This is a genomic window from Pacificibacter marinus, assembly GCF_900109555.1.
Classification (GTDB): Bacteria; Pseudomonadota; Alphaproteobacteria; order Rhodobacterales; family Rhodobacteraceae; genus Celeribacter; species Celeribacter marinus_C.
On record NZ_FNZV01000011.1, the window covers coordinates 1813 to 24130 of the forward strand.

Below are 22318 nucleotides of genomic sequence, written 5' to 3' on the forward strand. Positions count from 1 at the left end.
AAAGCGGTGACCTGCGCGGCACATCTTATGGCGAACGCGTCTCGGGTGGTGGCGGTGGCGTGGATGCCGTTGTTCTGCGGCTTGCAGCACGCCAAGAGTTCGAGGCGCTTGAGCGCAAGGTCGGTCGCGGCGTGGCGATGCCGATGCGCAAGGTGCGCCCGTCAAAACGTGGGGCGGGGCGCGTGTGCAAGATGATCTCGGACTTGGACGCGGTGCGGGCCGTGTGTTTGCTGGGCCTGTCGATGAGTGAAGTGCTGCGCAAATATGATTGGACGGTCAGCTCGCGCAACAGCGCCGCGCTGAGAGCAGCGCTGCGGGACGCGCTGGACCGCATGCAGGGCTACGGCGTCGCATCCGCAAGAAAATAGAGCTGCATTTTCCCAAAGGGGGGGGGGAGGGTCAAAAGTCCGGAAGGCTTTTGGCCCTAGACCCGTGCTTCCCTTACGCGGAGATTTTTTTCTGTGAGCGCAGAAAAATTCAACCGAGATTGTGGGGGATGGGCTGTTTGGTGAGGTGGTTTGTGATCCGCGGTACAGGTGAGGGTGTTGGTTTTTTGTTGTGGGTGTGAGGAAGTGCAACAAATACAGTGTGTTATGAGTGTGGTGGTGCTGATGCGATCAGGGCGTCGCCGTCGCTTTGGAACTGCGCACGGGTAAAGCCATCTTAGTGCCGAGTTTAGAGCGCCCTTTTAGATCCGGTGGCTTAGTGTTGGTTGCGCGACAGCTGGCGTAGGTGGCGTTCGAGGAGGTTTGGTCTTCAGTGCAGCAGTCCACGTACCAGATGGTGGCTAGGGTAGGCCAAAATGTCCGTTACGCCGTTGTCGGCATCATCAATACGCAGGTCAAAAGCGCTGTTGAGGCCAAACAACCCGACCGTTTCTGCAGCGCGGGCAGCGGGCTAGATTGCACGGACACGCGACACTCCCAACGGAAGGATCAAGAAATCATCAACCTGAAGGATGCACGGTCACGACGCTGATGGCACCACCGCTTTCAACATAAAGCGCGACAGCGGTATCCCCAAATCGGTCGCATCGCTTGGCGTGACAGGCATGGCATCGGTTGCAGGACCGGAAAGAGGAATGGGTCACTCATGAGCGGGTTCCTAACTTTGGTTGCGTGTGTGCCATCAGACGCTCAAAACGCCGATTGTGAGGAACTTATTGAGAGGCCACTACACCTGCATACGGTAGGTCATGCTTTGACCATTTGCTCTTTCAGCGCGTTTTCGTAAGCGCCAAGGATTTGGTGCCATTGAAACGTTTCTTTGTGGCGTTTCAATGCGGCGTTCCGAGCTGGCTGCACCGCCTCTTTCGGGCCGCATATGGTTTGCATGGCGCGGGCCGCACCTGCCCCGTCCGAGAAATAGAATTGATCTGGCCCCGCCGTCCAGCGGTTGAACTTGTTGTCATGGGCGAGCACGGCATTGCCCGCACCGAGAGCTTCGACCAAGGAAGGGTTCGTGCCGCCGACTTGGTGGCCGTGTAGATAGGCGCGTGCGTGGAACCGCAGTGCCTGAACTATTACGGGGTCATAAATTGCACCAGGGAAAATGACGTTGTCGCCCCCCGCCGCTTTGACAGCGCGATGATAGTCGTTTTCGGCATCGAATTTACCAAGCACCATGGCCTTGAACCCCTCGGGGAGGGAAGCCGCGCCTTGAACGAGTTCGAGGATGGAGTTCTCCGGCTCGATGCGGGCAATCGATACAAGATATTTGTCGGAATCAATGCCATATGTCGCCAGGTACGCGGGATCGGCCGCGGTAATTTCATCGCTGCCATAGGGGATCATCACGGGCGTTTTAAAGCACCGCGCCTGAACGTGTTTGGCGATCTCGGGGTGATCCGCAATCGCCACATGCGCTAAATTTGCGCCGATCAGTTCGTTAAGAAAGAACCACACCTTCGGGGCAAAGCCCCACTTCGAGCGCTTCCATTCGATTCCATCCATATTCATCAAAATGCGCCGCCCTTTAAAGCGTTCGAGGACGCAAAACACCGCGGTGTTATACCCGAGAACCAGATCAATGCCGGGTTGGGTCAACACATGCCTTATGCATTTGAGATCGAATTCCATCGTGCCAACAGGGCCGCTTCGTTTGGCTTGGAAATGGGTGCGCGTCACACCTTTCCACATATCCTGTTCGCCATCCTCATAAGCCCCATCGTCGTCCTGGCAATAGACATTTACCGTCCAACCCTTGGCCACGAGATAGCGCGACAGGTAGTCTGCGAACGTTTCAAAACCACCATGTGCAGCCGGCACACCGCGTGTTCCAATAATATTCAGATGCATTTCAAATCCCATTCAAAGTCTTGACGTATTTAGGTTGTCCAGCGGATGCGTATTATGATCTGGGGTCGCCTCGATGTTGTTTTCCATCTCAATCTATGCCGAAGAACGTCGGCTCTTTCATCACCAAGAAGAGCCAAATTTCACATACAGAGCAAAGCCCACACCATCAACACCAAAGCCGGATTCGTCGCTAAACCTTCACGCAATTGCTTAATATTTATGCGGCGAGAAGTAGGAAGACACTGCATTCTTTTCATCACAGAAAGATCCGTCGACAATACTACCCCTTAGTGACTCGCATTTTCACGAACCCTAGAAATGCCTGCTCTGCGGAATGCGGGCGCGGATGTCCCGAGGTCGCCCAGTAGGCGCGCCAATCAACCTCCAAGGCATAAACGCGTCCCATTTGGGCGCGTTGACAGAGAAAACATGGGATGTTCATCGTCGCGAAATCATTCTTGGGGATCACATAAAAAGTCAATCTGCGGGTGCCGATCGGGTAAAAGCCCCCTGCCCTTCCGCGCCAAAAATTTTAATTATTGCGGCGGTTTTGCCAATATGGAGATCGGTTATTATTGCGCACGATCGACTACATAATAGATAACGGATAACTATTACCAGTTATCGCCTACGTCCATCAATCTCGACATTAGCCGGAATATCCAATCCACCAGCCCTCAAACACTCATACAGCAACTCTTTTTGAGTCAACCGGCGCCTCTTTGCCTCTGCAGCAAATGCTTCTTTTATCGGCTTAGGGACGTTCGTAAACAAAAACTGGACGCGCGGTGCATCCTTCATTGCCGAAGATTTAGCCCGACTGACACTTGGAAAGGGCGTGACTATGTCAATCGCAGAGTAAAAAGAGACCAGATCGCTGCGTAAAACTGGTCCACTGAGTTATCGTTTGTCGTGCGCTTTGGCGCGAGGGCTTGTCATATAGCTAACGCGTGCCAAAGCGCATGTTGGCTGTTAGGCCAACATTATTCTGGTCTTAATTGGGCTTTGATTACTTCTGTTTGTTACGGCTGTGTTTGAGTCTGTAGCTTTCGCCGTTCATCTCGAGAATGTGGACGTGATGGGTTAAACGATCCAACAGTGCGCCTGTCAGCCGCTCGGAGCCAAAGACCTCGGTCCATTCATCAAATGGCAGGTTTGAGGTGATGATGATGGATCCCTTTTCATAACATTGGGATATGACCTCGAAGAGCAATTCTGCGCCCGATTTACTGAGCGGAACGAAGCCCAACTCATCAATGATCAGGAGGTCTGGCTGGTCAGTTGCTTTTGAAGACGCTGTAGCCTTCGCTCATCTTGGGCTTCGATCAGGTCATGCACCAGTGCCGCAGCCGTGGTGAAGCGCACCTTTAGCCCTCGTTGGCATGCGGCCAGGCCAAGTCCCAAAGCAATGTGTGTTTTGCCCGTGCCTGATGGGCCAAGGGCGATGATGTTCTCCCTGCGATCTACGTAATCGCATCGAGCCAGATCCATCGTCAGCGGCTTGTTCAAGCTGGGCATGATCTTGAAGTCAAAGCTGTCCAAGCTCTTGGTGCTGGGGAACTTCGCCGCTTTGATGCGCCGTTCAATCATACGCCGTTCGCGGTCGATCAACTCCCTCTCACACAGGCGGGCCAGATACTGGATATGGTCTTTGTTCTCTGCAGCACAGAGCTGCGCCTGTTTGGAATACTCGCCTTGGAACGTTGGCAGCCGCAGTTGTTTAAGATGATGCCGCTATAGGATCTGAGGGGCTTCGGTCATACCGCGGCCCCTCCCATCAGGCTCATGTAACTGGATTGACGTGTTGTGCCAACATTGGCCTTGGGCAAGTATGGATAGAAGTCCAAATCCAATCGTGGTGGCCGCTTCTCAACCCGACACAGCACAAGATGTTTTACGGCGTCATACCCAATTGCACCCATATCAATTGCCTGCTGGATTGCGCCTTGCACAACACTCATCTCGAACGTCTCCAAAAGGCGCAGGACCTGAACGTATTCTCGCTTGCCCGGCTTACCCTGGCGGCAGTTCATGCCGCAGCATCTTCGCGATCGTCTTACGATCCTTGTTGAAATAACGCGCCGCTTCTCGAGCAGACATACCGTCCTTCAAGCAAGCACGGCGCACACGATTATAAATATCCACAGAATACATCTCCCGCCCTCCGACTAAACGAAGGACACAAACTGGCGGATTTTTACTCCGCTACAACTGCGATGCGCAGCCGCTTCTGTGACCCATTATTGATCTGCGTTTTACACCGCCTCGGGCGAATGGTTGGATACATGTCAATCGCAGAATAAAAAGGGACCAATATTCGCGGGTGCTGCGTAAAATGAGGGCCGAGATCAGGTAACGTCCCTTATTCCAGCAACAGCTATAAGAAAACGATATTGCATTCTAATAAGCACAGAGAGTCTAAATATTGAGCTGCAGCATGAAATTTTCGCAACAAGTCCGTTTTAAGGTTGGGGCGATTCAGTGGACTAGGTATAGGAACCTATAATAAAATTTTAGGTCGAAACGGCAGTATATAGCCGCTCACATTGCTCGTGTTGAAGGCCTCTTGAAAATTAACATCATTCCGATCCGATTATATGGATTGGTGTCACCACAAGATAAAGGAAACTTGCATGAAAATCGCCGTTGCAGGAATTGGCTATGTTGGTCTGTCGAATGCCGTTCTTTTGGCGCAGCACCATGATGTGCTTGCGGTGGATGTCTCGGCGGATCGTGTTGACCTGGTTAATGCGCGCAAAAGCCCGATTGTTGACGCAGAGCTTGAACAGTTTTTAGCCGAAAAAGACCTGCGCTTGAGCGCAACATTGGACGGTGCTGCGGCATATACGGACGCTGACTATGTCATTGTTGCGGCCCCCACAAATTACGATGCGGACACCAATTACTTTGATACGTCCTTGGTTGAGCAAGTTATTAATTTGGTTATTTCGGTTAACAAGACAGCGACAATCGTGGTTAAGTCTACAGTGCCTGTGGGCTTTATTAATCGCATTAGAGAAGACTATGACACTGACCAAGTGATCTTTAGCCCCGAGTTTTTGCGTGAAGGCCGCGCACTTTACGACAACTTGCATCCCAGCCGTATCATCGTTGGTGAACGTTCGGAACGCGCCAAAACATTTGCCAATATGCTGCTTGAAGGCGCTATCAAAAAAGATGTGGACCTGTTGTTCACCGATGCCGATGAAGCTGAGGCGATCAAGCTGTTTGCCAACACCTATCTGGCAATGCGGGTCGCGTTTTTCAACGAACTCGACAGCTACGCAATGGCGGGTGGGATGGACAGCAAGCAAATCATCGAAGGCATAGGGTTGGACCCGCGCATCGGGTCGCATTACAACAATCCGAGCTTTGGTTACGGCGGTTACTGTCTTCCCAAAGACACCAAACAACTGCTGGCGAACTACTCTGAAGTGCCGCAAAATTTGATCCGCGCCATCGTCGACGCGAACCGCACACGCAAAGATTTTCTGTCCGATCAAATCATCGCCCACAAACCCAAAATCGTCGGTATCTACCGCTTGGTGATGAAGGCAGGTTCAGACAATTTTCGCCAGTCTTCAATCCAAGGCATCATGAAGCGGATTAAAGCCAAGGGCATCGAGGTTATAGTTTATGAACCCGTGATGAAAGACGCAGACTTTTTCGGCTCGCGGGTTGTGAATGATTTGGACGCGTTCAAATCAGAGGCCGACGTGATCGTCGCCAACCGCATCACGGATGACATCGATGATGTGACAGACAAAATATTTAGCCGCGACCTGTACCACGCGGATTGATTTAAGGATTCTAAAATGCGTACAGCACTTGTCACCGGATCAGCCGGCTTTATCGGCTCTTTTGTGTGTCGCCGCCTGTTGGATGATGGGTTTCGCGTGATCGGTGTCGATTGCATGTCTGATTACTATGATGTGACCCTAAAAGAGCGCCGCAATGCGCAGCTTTTGCAGTCTGAAAACTATCGCTTTATTGAGGACAAGGTTGAGATGCCTGACCTCTTGATGTCGCTGTTTGCCGATGAAAAACCCGATGTGGTTGTGCATCTCGCAGCGCAAGCAGGTGTACGCTATTCGATAGAAAACCCTCGATCCTATTTGGAAAGCAACATAATCGGCACGTTCGAGTTGCTTGAAGCCGCACGCGCCTACCCGCCCCAGCACATGATGCTGGCATCGACATCGTCGGCCTTTGGCGCGAACACTCAAATGCCCTATGCGGAAACAGATAAAGCCGACCATCAAATGTCGTTTTATGCCGCAACTAAAAAATCGACCGAAAACATGGCGCATTCTTATGCGCATTTGTTCGACCTGCCGATCACCATGTTCCGGTTTTTCACCGTTTACGGCCCGTGGGGGCGCCCCGATATGGCGCTATTCAAATTTACTAAGGCGATCTTGGAAGACACGCCGATTGACGTTTATAATCACGGTGAAATGAAGCGCGATTTCACTTATGTCGAGGATCTCGTGCAGGCCATTCGCCTGCTGATTGATACGCCGCCTGTGCGCCCTGTTGACGGCGTTGTGTCTGAGGGCGACAGCCTATCCCCCGTCGCGCCGCACCGTGTGGTCAACATCGGCAATTCGGATGCCGTGCAGCTGGTCGACTTTATCGAGGCAATTGAAACAGCTACAGGCAAAACCGCCCAACGAAACTTGATGCCAATGCAAGCAGGCGATGTCCCCGCCACTTGGGCCAATGCGGACCTGCTGAAATCACTCACCGGCTACGCGCCAAAAACAGCCGTGCCCGAAGGCGTCGCCAAGTTCGTCGAGTGGTATCGTGAGTATTATAAATGACTTGTACTCGCCACAAACATGCCCAAAATTAAATGTGGCACCTAATTTTCGCCTAAACTATCACCATATTTATATAAGTTTACCTCACGTCATCAAAATGAGATAAAAGTGTTGAAAGTCTCGATCAAATGAGGTGTTAAAATCCCAAATGAAAAGAGAGATCTATGTTGATTGCAGAAACCCCACTACTTGATGTTTATTGCATCACCCCACCCCGCTTTGGCGACCATCGAGGGTTTTTCTCTGAAAGCTGGAACAAAAAAGCGCTGGCCAATGCAGGCTTAATCCTACCCGACTTTGTGCAGGACAATCATTCTATGTCACGCGAAGTTGGGACCGTACGCGGACTGCATTTTCAAAGCCCGCCGCATGCACAGGGAAAGCTTGTGCGATGTGGTCGCGGGGCGATTTTTGATGTGGCCGTTGATGTGCGCAAAGGCTCCTCTACCTACGGGCAGTGGGTGGGCGAAAAACTGTCTTTTGAAAACGGGAAACAGCTTTGGGTGCCTGCTGGGTTTTTGCATGGTTTCATGACGCTCGAACCTGACAGTGAAATCACTTACAAATGCACCGATCATTATGCGCCCGAATGCGATGGCGCAGTGAAATGGGACAGTTGTGGCATTGAATGGCCCCTTGAGGGCATCACGCCAATCATCTCGGACAAAGATGAAAAGGCGCAAGCATTTTCTGATTTTGTGACACCGTTTACAAAGGCCAACACATGAAGATTTTAGTGACAGGTGGCGCAGGATTTATCGGCTCAGCGGTGGTTCGTTTGGCTGTGGGACGTGGACATGAGGTGGTGAATGTTGATGCGCTGACCTATGCGGCGTGTTTGGACAATGTGGCTTCAGTGTCGGAAAGCCCGCTTTATGCTTTTGAACACGTAGATATTCGAGATCGAGCTGGATTAGACACTGTTTTTGCCAAACATAGACCTGATGTGGTTATGCATTTGGCGGCAGAAAGCCACGTAGATCGCTCTATTGATGGGCCAGGGGATTTTGTCGAAACCAATATCACCGGCACGTTTAATATGCTGGAAGCAGCGCGCAAATATTGGGTTGAAGCAGGCAAGCCTGACACATTTCGGTTCCACCACATTTCCACCGATGAAGTGTTTGGGTCGCTGCCCAATGACCCTGATGTGCTGTTCACCGAAGACACACCTTATGATCCGCGCTCGCCGTATTCTGCGTCTAAAGCCAGTTCAGATCATCTTGTGCGCGCTTGGCATGAAACCTATGGTTTGCCAGTTGTTTTGACCAACTGTTCGAACAATTACGGCCCATTTCATTTCCCCGAAAAATTGGTGCCGGTGATTATTCTGAATGCGCTGGCGGGCAAAGCTTTGCCGATTTATGGCGATGGCGGCGTGCTGTTCACCGAAGACACACCTTATGATCCGCGCTCGCCCTATTCTGCGTCTAAGGCCAGCTCAGATCATCTTGTGCGCGCTTGGCATGAAACCTACGGTTTGCCAGTTGTTTTGACCAACTGTTCGAACAATTACGGTCCCTTCCATTTCCCCGAAAAATTGGTGCCGGTGATTATTCTGAATGCGCTGGCGGGCAAAGCTTTGCCGATTTATGGCGATGGCGCGAATATTCGGGATTGGCTATTCGTTGAAGACCACGCGGATGCGCTTTTGCTGGTCGTCGAAAAAGGCGCGCTTGGACGCAGCTATAATATTGGCGGCGAAAACGAGCGTACAAACCTTGAATTGGTCAAGACGCTTTGTGCGATTTTGGACGCGAAACGACCCAAATCCAGTGGCAGCTATGCCGATCAGATTTCCTTTGTGACGGATCGCCCCGGCCATGATGCGCGCTATGCGATCGACCCTAGCCGCATTCGGGGCGAGCTGGGGTGGCGGCCATCTGTGACCGTCGAAGAAGGCTTGGAAAAAACCGTGGATTGGTATCTCACAAACGAAACATGGTGGCGCTCTTTGCAGCAACGCCACGGTGTTGGCGAGCGATTGGGCGTCAAAACATGATCCTTGTTTTTGGAAAAACCGGACAAGTCGCCACGGAACTTCAGACGCTTTTGCCCGATGCGACATTCCTTGGACGCGATCAAGCTGATTTGACCGATCCCTACGCGTGCTTTGCCGCTATTATGACTTTGAAACCTGAGGCGGTCATCAATGCGGCCGCTTACACAGCAGTGGATAAGGCCGAAGAAGACGAAGATACTGCGGCTTTGGTCAATGGGACGGCGCCTGCGGAAATGGCTAAAGCGTGTGCCGCGTTGGATATTCCTTTCGTGCATATTTCCACCGATTACGTGTTTGATGGGACGGGCGACATGCCTTTTGCCACCGATCATCCGACTGCCCCGCTGGGAGCTTACGGGCGCACAAAATTGATGGGCGAAGACGGCATCCGCAACGTAGCGGGCAGTTTTGTCATTTTGCGCACCTCTTGGGTGTTTTCGGCGCATGGTGGTAATTTTCTAAAATCAATGCTGCGGCTTGGCGCGGGGCGTGACAAGTTGACTATTGTGGCTGACCAAATCGGTGGGCCAACACCAGCCCGCGCTATTGCTGAGGCCTGTGTCAACATTGCCGAGCGCCTTAAAAAAGACCCAAATACAGCTGGAACGTATCATTTTTCTGGGGCACCCGATGTCAGCTGGGCCGATTTTGCACGGGCAATTTTTGACGCGGCTAAGATCACTTGTGTGGTCGAAGATATCCCAACATCAGCCTATCCCACACCAGCCAAGCGGCCTGCGAACAGCCGGATGGATTGCTCAACTACGACCGACGTTTTTGGCATTACCCGCCCCAACTGGCGGGACGCTGTTCGCATCACACTTCAAGAACTGGAGAATTCCCAATGACACAGCGCAAAGGTATCATCTTGGCTGGCGGCTCAGGGACGCGGCTTTATCCGCTGACCATGGCGATTTCAAAGCAGCTTATGCCGATCTATGACAAGCCCATGATCTATTATCCTTTGTCTGTGTTGATGCTGTCCGGAATTCGCGAAATTGCGATTATCACCACGCCACAGGATCAAGATCAATTCAAACGGCTTTTGGGTGATGGATCTCAATGGGGTCTTACGATCACTTATATCACGCAGCCGTCGCCAGACGGATTAGCTCAGGCCTATATTCTTGCAGAAGATTTTCTGGATGGCGCGCCATCCGCGATGGTGTTGGGTGACAACATTTTCTTTGGTCACGGGCTACCTGAAATGCTTGCTGCCGCTGACAGCAAAGACAATGGCGGTACGGTTTTTGGGTATCATGTCGCCGACCCTGAACGCTATGGCGTGGTGAAATTCGACGATGACGGAACAGTGGAACAAATCATCGAAAAGCCAGATGTGCCGCCGTCGAATTATGCGGTCACAGGGCTGTATTTCCTTGACGGCGATGCACCGCGTCGCGCGAAACAGGTCAAGCCATCTCATCGTGGCGAATTGGAAATCGTGACACTTTTGGAAAGCTATTTGCACGATGGCACCCTATCGGTTGAGCGGATGGGGCGCGGCTATGCTTGGCTTGATACAGGTACGCATGGGTCGCTTTTGGATGCGGGTAATTTCGTGCGCACTCTTTCAACTCGCCAAGGTATGCAATCGGGTTGCCCCGAAGAAATCGCTTATATGCTGGGTTGGATCGATGACGCCAAAATGGCCGAACACGCTGAGATATTTAAGAAAACAGATTATGGGAAATATTTGAAAAGTCTTCTGCGCACAGGCCCAACATCAGACATGATATAAAGGCTGCCGTACGCAGCATTTTTCTTGGTTGGACCCGTCTGCGGTTTGGTGTTTCCCTTGTTGCTCGTTAAGCTGCTTAAAGTTGTGTCGCTGGGTAAAGTTCAGGTTGCACCATTTCTAAGACTGGGGGACTTTGTGTTTCCAGTAAAGCAAAGGCGCGTTGGACCAACATTTGGTGTCTTTGTCGCATCATATGCACCGGAAATCGTAACAATTGTCCAAGGGGTTCATAGTCGAAACATCCGATGGCACAGGCGGTCAATTCGTCTTGTGGCAAGGTTGCGAGAAACCGCAATGTGCCTTCGAAGACAGAATCTGAGTTGATAAACAATCCGCCAGGTAATCCGCCAAGCCGTTGATAAAGCGCGCTGATGGTATCTGTCGCCGCATCCATGTCATAGCTGGTCGCCAAGATTTGCGCGGGGTCAACTTGGCCTACATGTGCATACATCGCGGCACGAAATCCTTCGACGCGATTGGCCGTTGAGGGAAGGGACTGATCGCCGCCTAGAAAATAAACTGTGTCCTGAGGTCCGGTCCCGAGATGGGACATTGAACGAATGATTTCGCGGGTCAATATGTTGGCGCCAGTGCGGTTATCAGTCACCACTGAGGGTGCTAGGGCACAGGGTTGGTCAACAAAAACATGTGGAATATGTGCGGCTTGGCATTGGCGACTGAGGTCTTCAGGTGACACGGTTCCGACAAAAAATATAGCGTCGATAGACCATGCCATGAGGTCTGCAACTGTGGTGCGTTCTTCTTCGGGATTACGCTCTGTGGTGATGATGACAGGGCACTGGCCGCGTGCGCGTACTTCGCGTGAAAATGTATTGGCAATGTTCGAGAAAAACCGATTGTGTTCGGGCATCAACAACGCGACCAGCCCCGAACGAGATGTGCGCAGGGCGCGTGCTTGCAGATTCGCCGAATAGCCGTGCTCGCGCGCGACTTCGATGATTTTTTCGGCAGTGGCTGCGCTGATCCTGCGCTTTTTCCATGTGCCGTTTAATGCTGCACTTACCGTTGAGGGCGAGGCCCCAACACGTTCGGCAATATCATAAATCGTATTTTTTTGTATTTTTTTCATACAGTTATGACTTTCTCGGTTGCCTCAATCCACGATATTTTTCATGGTATCTTGACAGTGTGCCTACATTAAGTGTTAATTTGCAACATCGATTGTGCATGTCATGATCGCACTGCCACATTCTCGGAAACGGGTTTGTGGTTTTTAAAGCCTCATTTGCACAATCGGTTGTGCAATAGGGTAATTTAAATGAGATAGGCATGTGGGCCACGCCTGCATGGAGGGAGGATATGATGAAAAAACTGACCACACTGGTGAGCGCTCTTGCTTTGACCGCAGGCTTCGCGTCGACTGCTGCAGCTGAAACAAGCATGGGCATTGTTGTAAAAATTGGCGGCATTCCATGGTTTAATGCGATGGAAGATGGCATTGAACGTCGGGCTAAAGAGCTTGGCATTGACGCCGAAATGATTGGCCCTGTGTCCGCAGATCCTGCGTTGCAGGTGCAAGCGATTGAAGATTTGATAGCCAAAGGCGTTGACGTGATTGGTGTTGTACCAAATGACGAAGCCGCGCTTGAGCCCGTTTTGAAAAAAGCACGTGATGCGGGTATTATCGTGATTTCGCATGAAGGCCCTGGTCTGAATAACGTTGACTGGAACTTTGAACTTGCATCAGCGTCAGGCTTTGGCGAAGCGCATGCCAAACTGTTCTCGGAAATGACACCGGACGCCGGCACATACGCGGTATACGTTGGCTCGCTGACAGTGCCATTGCACAATGCTTGGGCCGATTCTGCCATTGCATGGATGGAAGAAAACCGTCCTGACATTAAAATTGTCGGCGACCGCTACGGCGTTGCAGAAAACGTGGATGACAGTCGTTCAACCGCATTGGATTTGATCGCTGCGAATGCTGATCTTAAGGGTTTTCTTGCCTTTGGTAGCCAAGGTCCAATCGGGGCAGGGCGCGCTGTAGAAGAGCGTCGCAAAGTTGGTGAAATCCAAGTGCTTGGGCCATTTTCCCCAGGCCAAGGCCGCAAGATGGTACACGCTGGCGTGCTGACGGGTGGCTACATGTGGAACCCCGCACAAGCGGGCGAAGTGTTTGTAACTTTGGGTGACATGCTGGTTAACGGCGAAACTCTTGAAGCGGGCATGGATATTCCAGGTCTTGGCATCATCAATCCTGACGTTGAAGCCAAAGATATCATCACCGACAACTTGCTCGAGATTAACGAGCAGACTGTGGACGAGTTGGCCGACAAAGGTCTCTAAGTTTCCTCCCAGCGGACGGGTTGCCCTATGGCGCCCGTCCGTAATTTTCTCACAGGAGTTTTCTATGACAACTGCCCCGGCAGATCAGTTTGCCCTGCGCTTACACAAGGTATCCAAGGCCTTTGGTGGCGTGCAGGCGTTGAACCAAGTCGATTTCGAAGTCCGCGCAGGTGAGGTGCATTGCCTAGCTGGTGAAAATGGCTGCGGAAAGTCGACTTTGATCAAGGTCGTAACAGGTGTGCATCAACCTGAAAAAGCCGAGTTGATTGAACTGTTCGGTGAAGCCGTTGGACAGATTAGTCCAGTGCTGGCCCGTCAACTTGGTGTCTCTGTTATTTGGCAAGATTTGGCTCTTTTTCCACATATGACTGTGGCTGAAAATATCGCGTTTGACGACATGGTTGGGCTGCGTCCGCGCTCGGTTAAATACCGCGAAATGATCACACGGTCCGGTGATGTTTTGGCGCGTCTTGGTGTGCAGATGGATTTGTCTGCACCGCTCAACGATCTGCCGATTGCTCAGCGACAAGTGGTGGCGATTGCCCGCGCGTTGATGAACGATGCCAAATTGATTTTTATGGACGAACCGACAGCGTCTTTGACGCAATCGGAAACAGATCGCTTGCTCGACATCGTGCGCAAACTGTCAGCGGACGGGGTTGCTATTGTTTTTGTCAGCCACCGTTTGGCCGAAGTTTTGGACATCGCCGAACGCGTCACTGTGGTGCGCGATGGCAATTTGGTCGGCGTTTATCCGACCGAGGGCATGACGCAAGCGCGGCTTGGTGAATTGATGACAGGGCATTTGATCGAGAATGCTGTCGTCGCCCGCGATTTGCCCGACGCACCTGTGGTGTTTGAGGCCGAAGGCCTCGCGCGGCACGGTGAATTTAGCGATGTATCGTTGAAAATCCGTGCGGGAGAGGTGCTGGGCCTGACTGGATTGATCGGGGCAGGGCGCACCGAATTGGCCCATGTGATGATGGGCATGCGCAGTGCTGATTCTGGCCACATGTTATTGAATGGCGCGGCCTATGCGCCATCACATATTCGCAGCGCAATTAAGCAAGGTATGGCCTATGTGTCCGAGGATCGCTTGTCGCTTGGTTTGCTGCAAAAACAATCCATTGCAGATAATACGGTGATCTCTGTGCTGCACAAATTGACCACTGCTACAGGGTTGATTTCATACACGCGTAAGGCGGATTTGGTCCGCCATTGGATACGCGAATTGGGCGTCAAAATAGGCGCGCCCGAGGATGCGATTTCAACGCTGTCTGGTGGCAACCAACAAAAAGTCGTCTTGGCCAAATGGCTGGCAACTGAACCTAAATTACTGATCCTCGACAGTCCCACCGTGGGCGTTGATGTGGGCGCGCGTGCGGGAATTTTTCGCATTGTGCGTGCGCTGGCCGACGAAGGGCTGGCGATCTTGCTTATTTCTGATGAGGTGACCGAGGTCATGTTCCATTCCGACCGCATTTTGCACATGGCCGATGGTCGAATTGTGCAAGAATACGATCCCCGCACGATCACTGTGCCGCAACTTGAGGAGCGGATTTATGCGTAACATTCTGCGCAGCTATACGATTGAAACACGTTTGGCGGTTGTATTGGCACTGATTTGCATCGCTTTATCAGTGACCGCACCGCAGTTTGCCACACTGCCCAATTTGTCGTCTTTGATGAACCAAAGCGCGGTGAATCTGATTTGGGCCGTTGGTCTTTTGGTGGTTTTGATCGCCGGTGGGATCGACATTTCTTTCGCCGTAGCTTCATCTGTCGTGCAATATTTGGCAGCTAAATTATTGATGAGTGTCGGCGGCGGCAATTGGGTGTTGGGATTTTTATTCTGCGGTTCTTTGGGCATCCTGTTGGGCTTGCTCAATGCGTGGTTGATCCACGGGTTTCGCATCATTTCCATTGTGGTGACGATTGCCACATTCAACGCATTTTTTGGCCTGCTGATGTTCTTTTCAGGTGGTCGAAACATCTATAATTTACCTGATTGGTGGACGGCGCGGATATTCATTTTCGAACACCAAAATGACCAAGGCGTTTGGTCCGAACTGAACCTTTCTGTTGGCGTGATGGTTGTCTGTGTCATTGCCACTTGGGTTTTGATCCGACGTACCAACATTGGCCGACAGCTTTATGCTTTTGGTGACAACCCCGAGGGCGCCCGGCGTGCGGGGGTGAACATTGCCGTCATGCAAGGTGTGGCATTTGGATGGATGGGTCTGATGGCTGGCATCGCAGGTTTGATGCAGGTGAACATCTTTCAAGAGGTGGTGCCTAATGCGCTTTATGGTCGTGAACTTGATGTTTTGGCGGCTGTGGTTCTTGGCGGTGCGCGTCTTGGCGGTGGCAAGGGGACCATTTTGGGCTGTGTGTTGGGGGTGATGTTTGTTGCGGTCACTCAGAACGGGTTGAACCTTTTGGGGGTCTCGCCCTTTGCGTTCCAGATGATCATCGGTGCGGTCATTTTGGTTGCGATTTCAACATCAAACATGGATCTTTCGCAAATTATGCGCCGCAAGGAGGCACGCTCATGACTTATCTTCGTCGCCTTACATCAGGCCCTAAGGGCGAAAATGCGGGGCTGTTTTTGATTTTGGCCGTGCTTATTTTGGGATTTTCCATTGCCTCTCCACGCTTTTTAACGGGTGCCAATTTGGGGTCTATGGGGTTTCAAATGCCTCTGCTTGGGTTGCTCACGCTTGCGATGCTTGCGCCTATTTTGTCAGGGGGATTGAACCTTGCCATTGTGTATACCGCCAATATTTGCGGGCTGACGTTGGCGTGGACGATCATGCATTTTGGTGGTGCAGATGCCGGCATTTTTGCATTCGTTTTAGGATGTGTTGCCGCGGTGATTGTTGGTGCATTGGCTGGTGCAATGATGGGCGCTGTGATCGCTTACGTTGGTGCGCATCCTATTCTTGTGTCGCTTGCGATGATGATTTTCTTGCGCGGATTGGGTGAGTTTCTCACACGGGGCAGAGATATATCGGGCTTTCCCGACTACATGCGCGTGTTGGGGCACGGGTCATTGATGGCTGTGCCTATTCCGCTGATTTTGTTTGGTCTGGTGGCTTTCGCTTGGCATATTTTGCTGCGCCGCACCCCGCATGGATTTTCCACTTATATGACGGGATCAAACATGCAAGCTGCTCAATACGCTGGGTTAAATGCCAAGCGCACGCTTGTGTTGATCTACGCTTTGTCTGGCGTGCTCTGCGCGATTGCCGGCATTTTGATGGCCGCTCGGTTTAATTCAGTTCGGGTGGGTCACGGCGAAGCGATGCTGTTGATCACTGTGCTGGCTTGTTTCTTGGGGGGCATCGATCCGTTTGGGGGGCATGGGCGCGTTGTGCCTGTGATCTTGGCGTTGATCATTTTGCAGGTGTTGTCCTCTGGGCTGAACCTGATTGGGGCGAACCAACATTTGGCAACTGCCGTTTGGGGCCTGTTTTTGATCGCCGTTATGGTGTTGCGATCTGATCAGTCCCGGCAACTTATTTTACTGTTTTCTCGAAAGGATACGTAATGGAAGGCTTTGGTGTACACACAAGCATGTGGACAATGAATTGGGACCGCGACGGTGCAGAGCGTGCTGTCAAAGGGGCCAAAAAATATGGGGTCGATTTCATCGAAATTCCAATGTTGCGCCCTGAAGATATCGACACAGATCACACTGCGAAGCTGATCGAAAAAAACGACCTGCGGGCCGTCTGTTCTTTGGGCTTGCCCGAACAATACTGGGCCTCTGTAAACCCAGAAGGCGCGATTGATTACCTTAAGCTGGCGATAGATAAAACAAAGGCATGTGGCGCGGAAGCATTGTCTGGCGTGACCTTTGGCGGCATTGGTCAGCGCAGCGGCACATGGCCAACTGAGGCCGAATACGACAATGTGGCCAAAGTGTTGGACGCTGGGTCTGCCTATGCAAAATCGGTTGGTCTGTTGTTCGGAATCGAGCCTGTGAATCGCTATGAAAACCACCTGATCAATACAGGTTGGCAGGCACGTGACATGATTGAACGTGTGGGGTCCGATAACATCTTTATCCACCTTGATACGTATCACATGAACATCGAAGAAAAGGGCGCTGGCAACGGCATTCTGGATGCGCGCGATTATTTGCGCTATATTCACCTATCAGAAAGTGATCGCGGCACACCGGGTGAAGGATGTTGCGATTGGGACGAAATTTTTGCCACACTCAAAGCCATTGATTTCAAAGGCGGGTTGGCGATGGAGAGCTTTATCAATATGCCACCAGAAATTGGCTTTGGTCTGGCCGTTTGGCGTGCTGTGGCAGACAGCCACGATGAAGTGATGTCAAAAGGCTTGCCATTCTTGCGTAACAAAGCCGCGCAATATCGGTTGATTTGATGGCGATCGACACGACATTGGAGGGCCTCGTCGATGAGGCCCTTCGCTTGCTTGAACAGCCCGAACGGCAGTTTTTGGCCATCGCTGGCGCACCGGGATCGGGCAAAAGCACCACCGCTGATATGCTGCAGGCACGTTTGGATGAGATCCACCCAAATGCGGTGGAAATCTTGCCCATGGACGGGTTTCATTTTGATGACGCCGTGTTGAACGCGCGGGGGCGCCGCCCATGGAAGGGTGCACCTGACACGTTTGATGTCGGCGGGCTTGTGTCTGTGATTCAGCGTTTGCGCGCCAACGAAGATGCTGTTGCGGTGCCTGTATTTGACCGCGCCCTTGAGATTTCGCGCGGCTCCGCCCGCTTAATTGGGCAGGACACGAAACTGATAATTGTCGAGGGCAACTATCTTTTGTTGGATCGTGCCCCTTGGACGCAATTGGCAACACTGTTTGATGTCACCGTGATCGTTGATGTTCCACCAGAGGTTCTGGCCGAACGTCTGCGCGCGCGCTGGGTTTCGTATGACCTAAGCGATGATCAGATTCGTGAAAAACTGCAAAGCAATGATTTGCCCAATGGGGCCACTGTGCGCAATGAAAGCCGCTCGGCGGATTTTACCTTGCACCAATAAATATCATGACTGTATGCACGGCATCCTTTAAGACAGGCGTGCCGTGATGCTGTCGGCGAACGTTGATAAAATAATACAACAAGACACCGCGCCAGCATCCAAGGTGCCGCGTGACCGTTCGCCCAAGCGCGCGGCGCGGCCCAGCTTTGCGACCAGATCAACGGTGCTATCGCGCCCAATTTCTGCGGCAATTTTCATCGCAGCCAGTGCTTCGGAAAATGATTTTCCTTGTGATATGGCGGCGTCAAAGGCATCGACGGCGGGCACAAATGTATCGATCATGGTTTTGTCACCGACTTTGGCCGCACCAATGTCTTGTACCCCCTCAAGACCCGCACGGATCATCGATGCAAAGGCGACGGCATCGATGGTTTCTGTTGTCCCTAAGTCGTCTGCCATGTCCGCAAATGTCATGCCATACAGCGGTCCCATAGACCCGCCAATTTCTCCCATTAAAACGTCTGATAGAACGCCTAAAGCGTCTGTGAGTGTGCCTAGGGGATCAAGACGATCAGCAGCACGACCAAAGCCTTTGGCCATATTAACACCGTGATCTCCATCGCCAATTTTACCATCAATTTCAGATAGGTGCGCTTTATTTTCTACGATGACGGCCGCGATGTCTTGGATAATGACGCCTGCGCCTGTGTTTGAAATGCTTTGCATGGGGGACCTCAAAGTGCAGGGCTTGCGGTTTCGACAGCGAGACATGATTTCAGGTCATCGTCCAGCGCCATAACCGTCAGTGTCGCGCCAACCATTTCGAGAGAGGTAAAGTAATTGCCAACCAGTTGGAAATGTACTTTCAACCCGCGCGCTTCAATCTGTTGTTCGATGCGGTTGTACAGCACGTAAAGTTCGTTGATCGGGGTCGCGCCCAATCCCGACACCAGCACGGCAACTTCGGTGCCTTTTAATAGGGTGTGATCCTCAAGAACTGTTCGCACCATGTCTTCAGCTATTTGATTGGCGGGTTTAAGGTTTTCCACGCGCAAGCCCGGTTCGCCGTGGTGACCAATGCCGACTTCCATTTTACCAGATGCAATTTCGAAATTGGGATGACCAACTTGTGGCAAGGTGCATGGGCCCAAGCCAACGCCTATGGACCGGCAGTTGTCTATGGCTTTTTGTGCGGCTGCAATCACATCTGGTAAAGGTGCGCCCGTTGATGCTTTGGCCCCTGCGATTTTCCACATGAAAATTTCGCCAGCAACCCCGCGGCGCTTTTCGCGTTCGCTGGCTGGGGCGGAGCACACGTCATCGTTGGCGACGACTGTCTCGATTGTGATGCCGTCTTTTTTAGCCATTTTACGAGCCATTTTGACGTTCATGTTATCGCCGGCATAGTTGCCATAAAGCACGGCAACGCCTGCACCTCCATCGACAGATTTAATTGCGTCATAAAAGCTTTTGGCGGTGGGGGATGAAAACAATTCACCCACTGCGACGGCATCGACCATATTTTTGCCTGCGTAGCCGATAAAGGCGGGTTCATGCCCTGAGCCGCCCCCTGTAACAATGCCCACATGACCAATTTTAGGGGTGGTATGAGACAGCACGACGCGTGGATTGGTGTCGTGAATCCGTACCATATTGTGGTGCGCGCGTACAAAGCCTGCAACAGTTTCGTCTACAATGTCGTCGGGGTCATTTATAAAACGCTGCATTGTTCAATCCTATTTTATGAAAAATCCACAATGGACGACGAGCTTGGCAGCACGAAATATGCTGCCAGGGTTGTAGGAAAATCATATCGCCACGATGGTAAGATCGTAAGGTTTGACAAAGCACCTTGCAAGAATTTTGCCATTTAAAGCGCTGAAATCTTTTGAATGCAGAGCGGCAAAAGCAATCTAAATTTATGCGTTAAACACGGCATATGTGGTTTGAAGATCACAGCTTATATTATGCTTGGCGCAATCTTGACAAAAACAATCGGGTTAATGTAGTGAGTCGCCAACAGTAGCAAGCACACCTCCTTGGTCGCCAGCGAACGCTAACACCAAGGGAATTTTTATGACCACGCACACAAGCTTGCGAGCACTTGTAACAGCTTTGGCCGTTGCGCCTGTCTTTGCAACATCCGCCATCGCACAAGATTCTGTCGATACATCATTCGGCGACTATATCGGAACTGTCACGTTGGGCGAAAGCCGTCGTGGTATTCAAACCGACACAGCCACCTCACAAACCGAAATCTCGCAAGAGGAATTGGATGCACGCCAAGCGTCAACGCTTGCTGAACTGCTTGGGACCATTCCGGGCGTGACATTGTCCAACGCGGCCACACCGCAAGGGTCATCTTTGAACATTCGTGGTCTCGGTGCAGATGCAGGGGTGTATGGGTCCAACACGAAAGTGTCCGTTGTTATTGATGGTGTCGCAAAAGGCCAAGAGGAACTGTACCGTCAAGGCAGTATGTTGACGATGGAACCAGAGCTGTTCAAAAACGTCAAAGTTATCCGCGGCCCGGGCGAAAGCTTTAGGTTCTCTGCGGGGGCCGTTGGCGGGACTGTTGAAGCAGTCACCAAAGATGCTGCTGATTTCTTGGTGGATGGTGATACATTTGCCGTGCGCCAAAAGCTGTCGTACGGAACCAACGCTGATGGTGTAATGAGCAGCACTATCCTTGCATGGGCCCCTAATGACAAATTGGATATTTTGGCATTTTACGGCTACCGCAAGAACGAAAACTACACCGATGGATCAGGGGCCGAGCAGCCGGATACAGCGTTTGAACTGCCATCCAGTTTGGTCAAACTCAAGTACCAAGCGACAGATGCGTTGAGTCTGACGGCGTCTGTTTCGAAAACGAAAAACCATCTTACAGATGTCAGCTATGACTATATCGGGTCGATAATGGTGGCACGTGTCGATGCGGATATCGAAGATACCACGGCCTATTTTGCGCTAAATTATAACCCCCTCGACAACGATCTTTTGAATCTTACGGCTAAACTTACCTATTCGGATGAGTTGATTGAAAACATATCTGATACGACCACTTCAGACATTTACAATGCTGACAATCGCACAGAGCGTTTAGCATTCTTGGTAGAGAACGAAGCGATCTTTTCGACAGGTACGATTGATCACACTGTGCTGACTGGTATTGAAATTGGCAAACGCACACGGACCTCGATCAGCCATACAGGCGCCAATGTTAATTCCACTCCAGGGGGCACAGACGAATATATCGCGTTTTACGCCAGCGATGAAATGATGCTTGGCAACTTGACGGTGACGCCACAATTGCGATTTGAGCACCAAAAGCTGACATCGATCGGCAACACTGCCGAATACCGAAGTGTGGCTGGTCCTGCGGATGGCACAGAGCATGAAAAAGACGCCTTTGTTGGTGCTTTGTCAGCGCGCTATGCTTTGACTGATACCTTGGCTGTATTCGGTACTTTGGCTTATAATGAAAATATGCCGATCTTGGATGACTTGCGGGATGCTGCAAAAATCGGCGTTTCAGAAAAAGCGACCACTGTTGAACTTGGTGTGTCTTATGATGCGGTTGATGTGTTCGCCCAAAATGACTCTGTGAAAGCAAAACTCACAGGCTTTAAGACACGGGTTTGGGACAACACAACATACACCAACACCGCATCAGATGAGATCGACCTGCATGGTCTCGAATTCGAAGCCTCATATGTCAACACTGCGTACTACATGGATTTCAATGCATCCATGACGCGCGGTGAATGGTCTGATGGCGCGTATTTCAACAACGCACCGGCTGACACAGTACAGGTAACGTTGGGCAAGCGGTTCATGGATGATCAACTTGATCTTGCCGTTGAGGTTAAACACGGTTGGGCTAATTCTAGGACATCTGGAAGCCCTAGGTCATCTACAAACTCTGGGGCAACAGGCCCAAGTGCGGACTATGATGTTGTAGGGTTGACAGCAGCTTACCGTCCACAAAGCGGTTGGGCTGAGGATCTCGAAATACGCGCATCCGTCGACAACTTGTTTGACGAATACTACCAACCTTATCTGAGCGGCCGTCCTGCACTAGGGCGCAATCTCACACTGTCACTCGTCAAAACATTTTAAATGATGGCGAGCAGGTGCGGCGTGTCCTCGTGCGCCGCATCTACTTATTCCCAGAA

Annotated in this window: 17 protein-coding genes and 3 pseudogenes; 14 read left to right on the top strand and 6 right to left on the bottom strand. The window is 51.5% G+C overall.

Annotation, left to right across the window (positions count from 1 at the left end):
• Positions 1-368, top strand: a pseudogene (locus BM025_RS13500) (hypothetical protein); the annotation flags it as partial.
• Positions 369-1193: 825 nt separating this feature from the next.
• Here BM025_RS13500 and BM025_RS13505 read toward each other — a convergent pair.
• The 3 genes and pseudogenes from BM025_RS13505 to BM025_RS13520 all read right to left on the bottom strand — a co-directional run.
• A complete protein-coding gene (locus BM025_RS13505) occupies positions 1194-2297 on the bottom strand; it encodes a DUF1972 domain-containing protein (RefSeq protein WP_085850815.1) in 1104 nt (367 codons plus the stop codon).
• A 1009-nt stretch (positions 2298-3306) separates the two neighbouring features.
• Positions 3307-4013: pseudogene (gene istB / locus BM025_RS13515) on the bottom strand (IS21-like element helper ATPase IstB).
• 41 nt (positions 4014-4054) lie between these two features.
• A pseudogene (locus BM025_RS13520) lies at positions 4055-4330 on the bottom strand (IS21 family transposase); the annotation flags it as partial.
• Between the two features lie 600 nt (positions 4331-4930).
• Between BM025_RS13520 and BM025_RS13525 the strand changes: the two are divergent.
• The 6 genes from BM025_RS13525 (at position 4931) to rfbA (ending at position 10863) form a co-directional block, all read left to right on the top strand.
• Positions 4931-6097, top strand: a complete 1167-nt coding sequence (locus BM025_RS13525) for a nucleotide sugar dehydrogenase (protein WP_085850802.1) — start codon at positions 4931-4933, stop codon at positions 6095-6097.
• A 15-nt stretch (positions 6098-6112) separates the two neighbouring features.
• Entirely contained in the window at positions 6113-7120 is a 1008-nt protein-coding gene (locus BM025_RS13530) for an NAD-dependent epimerase/dehydratase family protein (RefSeq protein WP_085850803.1), read from the top strand.
• 164 nt (positions 7121-7284) lie between these two features.
• Entirely contained in the window at positions 7285-7848 is a 564-nt protein-coding gene (gene rfbC / locus BM025_RS13535) for a dTDP-4-dehydrorhamnose 3,5-epimerase (protein ID WP_090875378.1), read from the top strand.
• Positions 7845-9122, top strand: a complete 1278-nt coding sequence (locus tag BM025_RS19515) for a dTDP-glucose 4,6-dehydratase (protein WP_090875380.1) — start codon at positions 7845-7847, stop codon at positions 9120-9122. The genes rfbC and BM025_RS19515 overlap by 4 nt, the downstream gene beginning before the upstream one ends.
• Positions 9119-9970, top strand: coding sequence for a dTDP-4-dehydrorhamnose reductase (gene rfbD / locus BM025_RS13545; protein WP_085850198.1), 852 nt, complete (start codon positions 9119-9121; stop codon positions 9968-9970). Before BM025_RS19515 ends, rfbD begins: the two co-directional genes overlap by 4 nt.
• Positions 9967-10863: a glucose-1-phosphate thymidylyltransferase RfbA gene (gene rfbA / locus BM025_RS13550; protein WP_090875382.1), complete on the top strand. Its 897-nt coding sequence runs from the start codon at positions 9967-9969 to the stop codon at positions 10861-10863. The genes rfbD and rfbA overlap by 4 nt, the downstream gene beginning before the upstream one ends.
• 76 nt (positions 10864-10939) lie before the next feature.
• Here rfbA and BM025_RS13555 read toward each other — a convergent pair whose 3' ends face one another.
• Positions 10940-11953 carry a LacI family DNA-binding transcriptional regulator gene (locus BM025_RS13555; RefSeq protein WP_085850076.1) on the bottom strand — a complete coding sequence of 338 codons (1014 nt, stop codon included), beginning with the start codon at positions 11951-11953 and terminating at the stop codon, positions 10940-10942.
• A 233-nt stretch (positions 11954-12186) separates the two neighbouring features.
• Between BM025_RS13555 and BM025_RS13560 the strand changes: the two genes are divergently transcribed.
• From BM025_RS13560 to BM025_RS13585, 6 genes are all read left to right on the top strand, one after another.
• Positions 12187-13170 (top strand): substrate-binding domain-containing protein, encoded by a 984-nt coding sequence (locus tag BM025_RS13560; protein WP_085850199.1) that lies wholly within the window; start codon positions 12187-12189, stop codon positions 13168-13170.
• Between the two features lie 64 nt (positions 13171-13234).
• Positions 13235-14740: a sugar ABC transporter ATP-binding protein gene (locus BM025_RS13565; RefSeq protein ID WP_085850077.1), complete on the top strand. Its 1506-nt coding sequence runs from the start codon at positions 13235-13237 to the stop codon at positions 14738-14740.
• Positions 14733-15725, top strand: coding sequence for an ABC transporter permease (locus BM025_RS13570; protein ID WP_085850078.1), 993 nt, complete (start codon positions 14733-14735; stop codon positions 15723-15725). The genes BM025_RS13565 and BM025_RS13570 overlap by 8 nt, the downstream gene beginning before the upstream one ends.
• Positions 15722-16720, top strand: a complete 999-nt coding sequence (locus BM025_RS13575; RefSeq protein ID WP_085850079.1) for an ABC transporter permease — start codon at positions 15722-15724, stop codon at positions 16718-16720. The genes BM025_RS13570 and BM025_RS13575 overlap by 4 nt, the downstream gene beginning before the upstream one ends.
• Complete coding sequence (locus tag BM025_RS13580) at positions 16720-17568, top strand: sugar phosphate isomerase/epimerase family protein (RefSeq protein WP_085850080.1); 849 nt, start codon at positions 16720-16722, stop codon at positions 17566-17568. The genes BM025_RS13575 and BM025_RS13580 overlap by 1 nt, the downstream gene beginning before the upstream one ends.
• Positions 17568-18200: a nucleoside triphosphate hydrolase gene (locus tag BM025_RS13585; RefSeq protein ID WP_085850081.1), complete on the top strand. Its 633-nt coding sequence runs from the start codon at positions 17568-17570 to the stop codon at positions 18198-18200. The genes BM025_RS13580 and BM025_RS13585 overlap by 1 nt, the downstream gene beginning before the upstream one ends.
• Positions 18201-18227: 27 nt before the next feature.
• On the opposite strand, the gene dhaL is transcribed toward BM025_RS13585, so the two are convergent.
• Positions 18228-18866: a dihydroxyacetone kinase subunit DhaL gene (gene dhaL / locus BM025_RS13590; protein WP_085850082.1), complete on the bottom strand. Its 639-nt coding sequence runs from the start codon at positions 18864-18866 to the stop codon at positions 18228-18230.
• 8 nt (positions 18867-18874) lie between these two features.
• Positions 18875-19867: a dihydroxyacetone kinase subunit DhaK gene (locus BM025_RS13595; protein WP_085850083.1), complete on the bottom strand. Its 993-nt coding sequence runs from the start codon at positions 19865-19867 to the stop codon at positions 18875-18877.
• Between the two features lie 349 nt (positions 19868-20216).
• Between BM025_RS13595 and BM025_RS13600 the strand changes: the two genes are divergently transcribed.
• The gene (locus tag BM025_RS13600; protein ID WP_085850084.1) at positions 20217-22262 is read left to right on the top strand and encodes a TonB-dependent receptor domain-containing protein; all 2046 of its coding nucleotides are present in this window, start codon (positions 20217-20219) and stop codon (positions 22260-22262) included.
• Positions 22263-22318 lie beyond the last annotated feature (56 nt).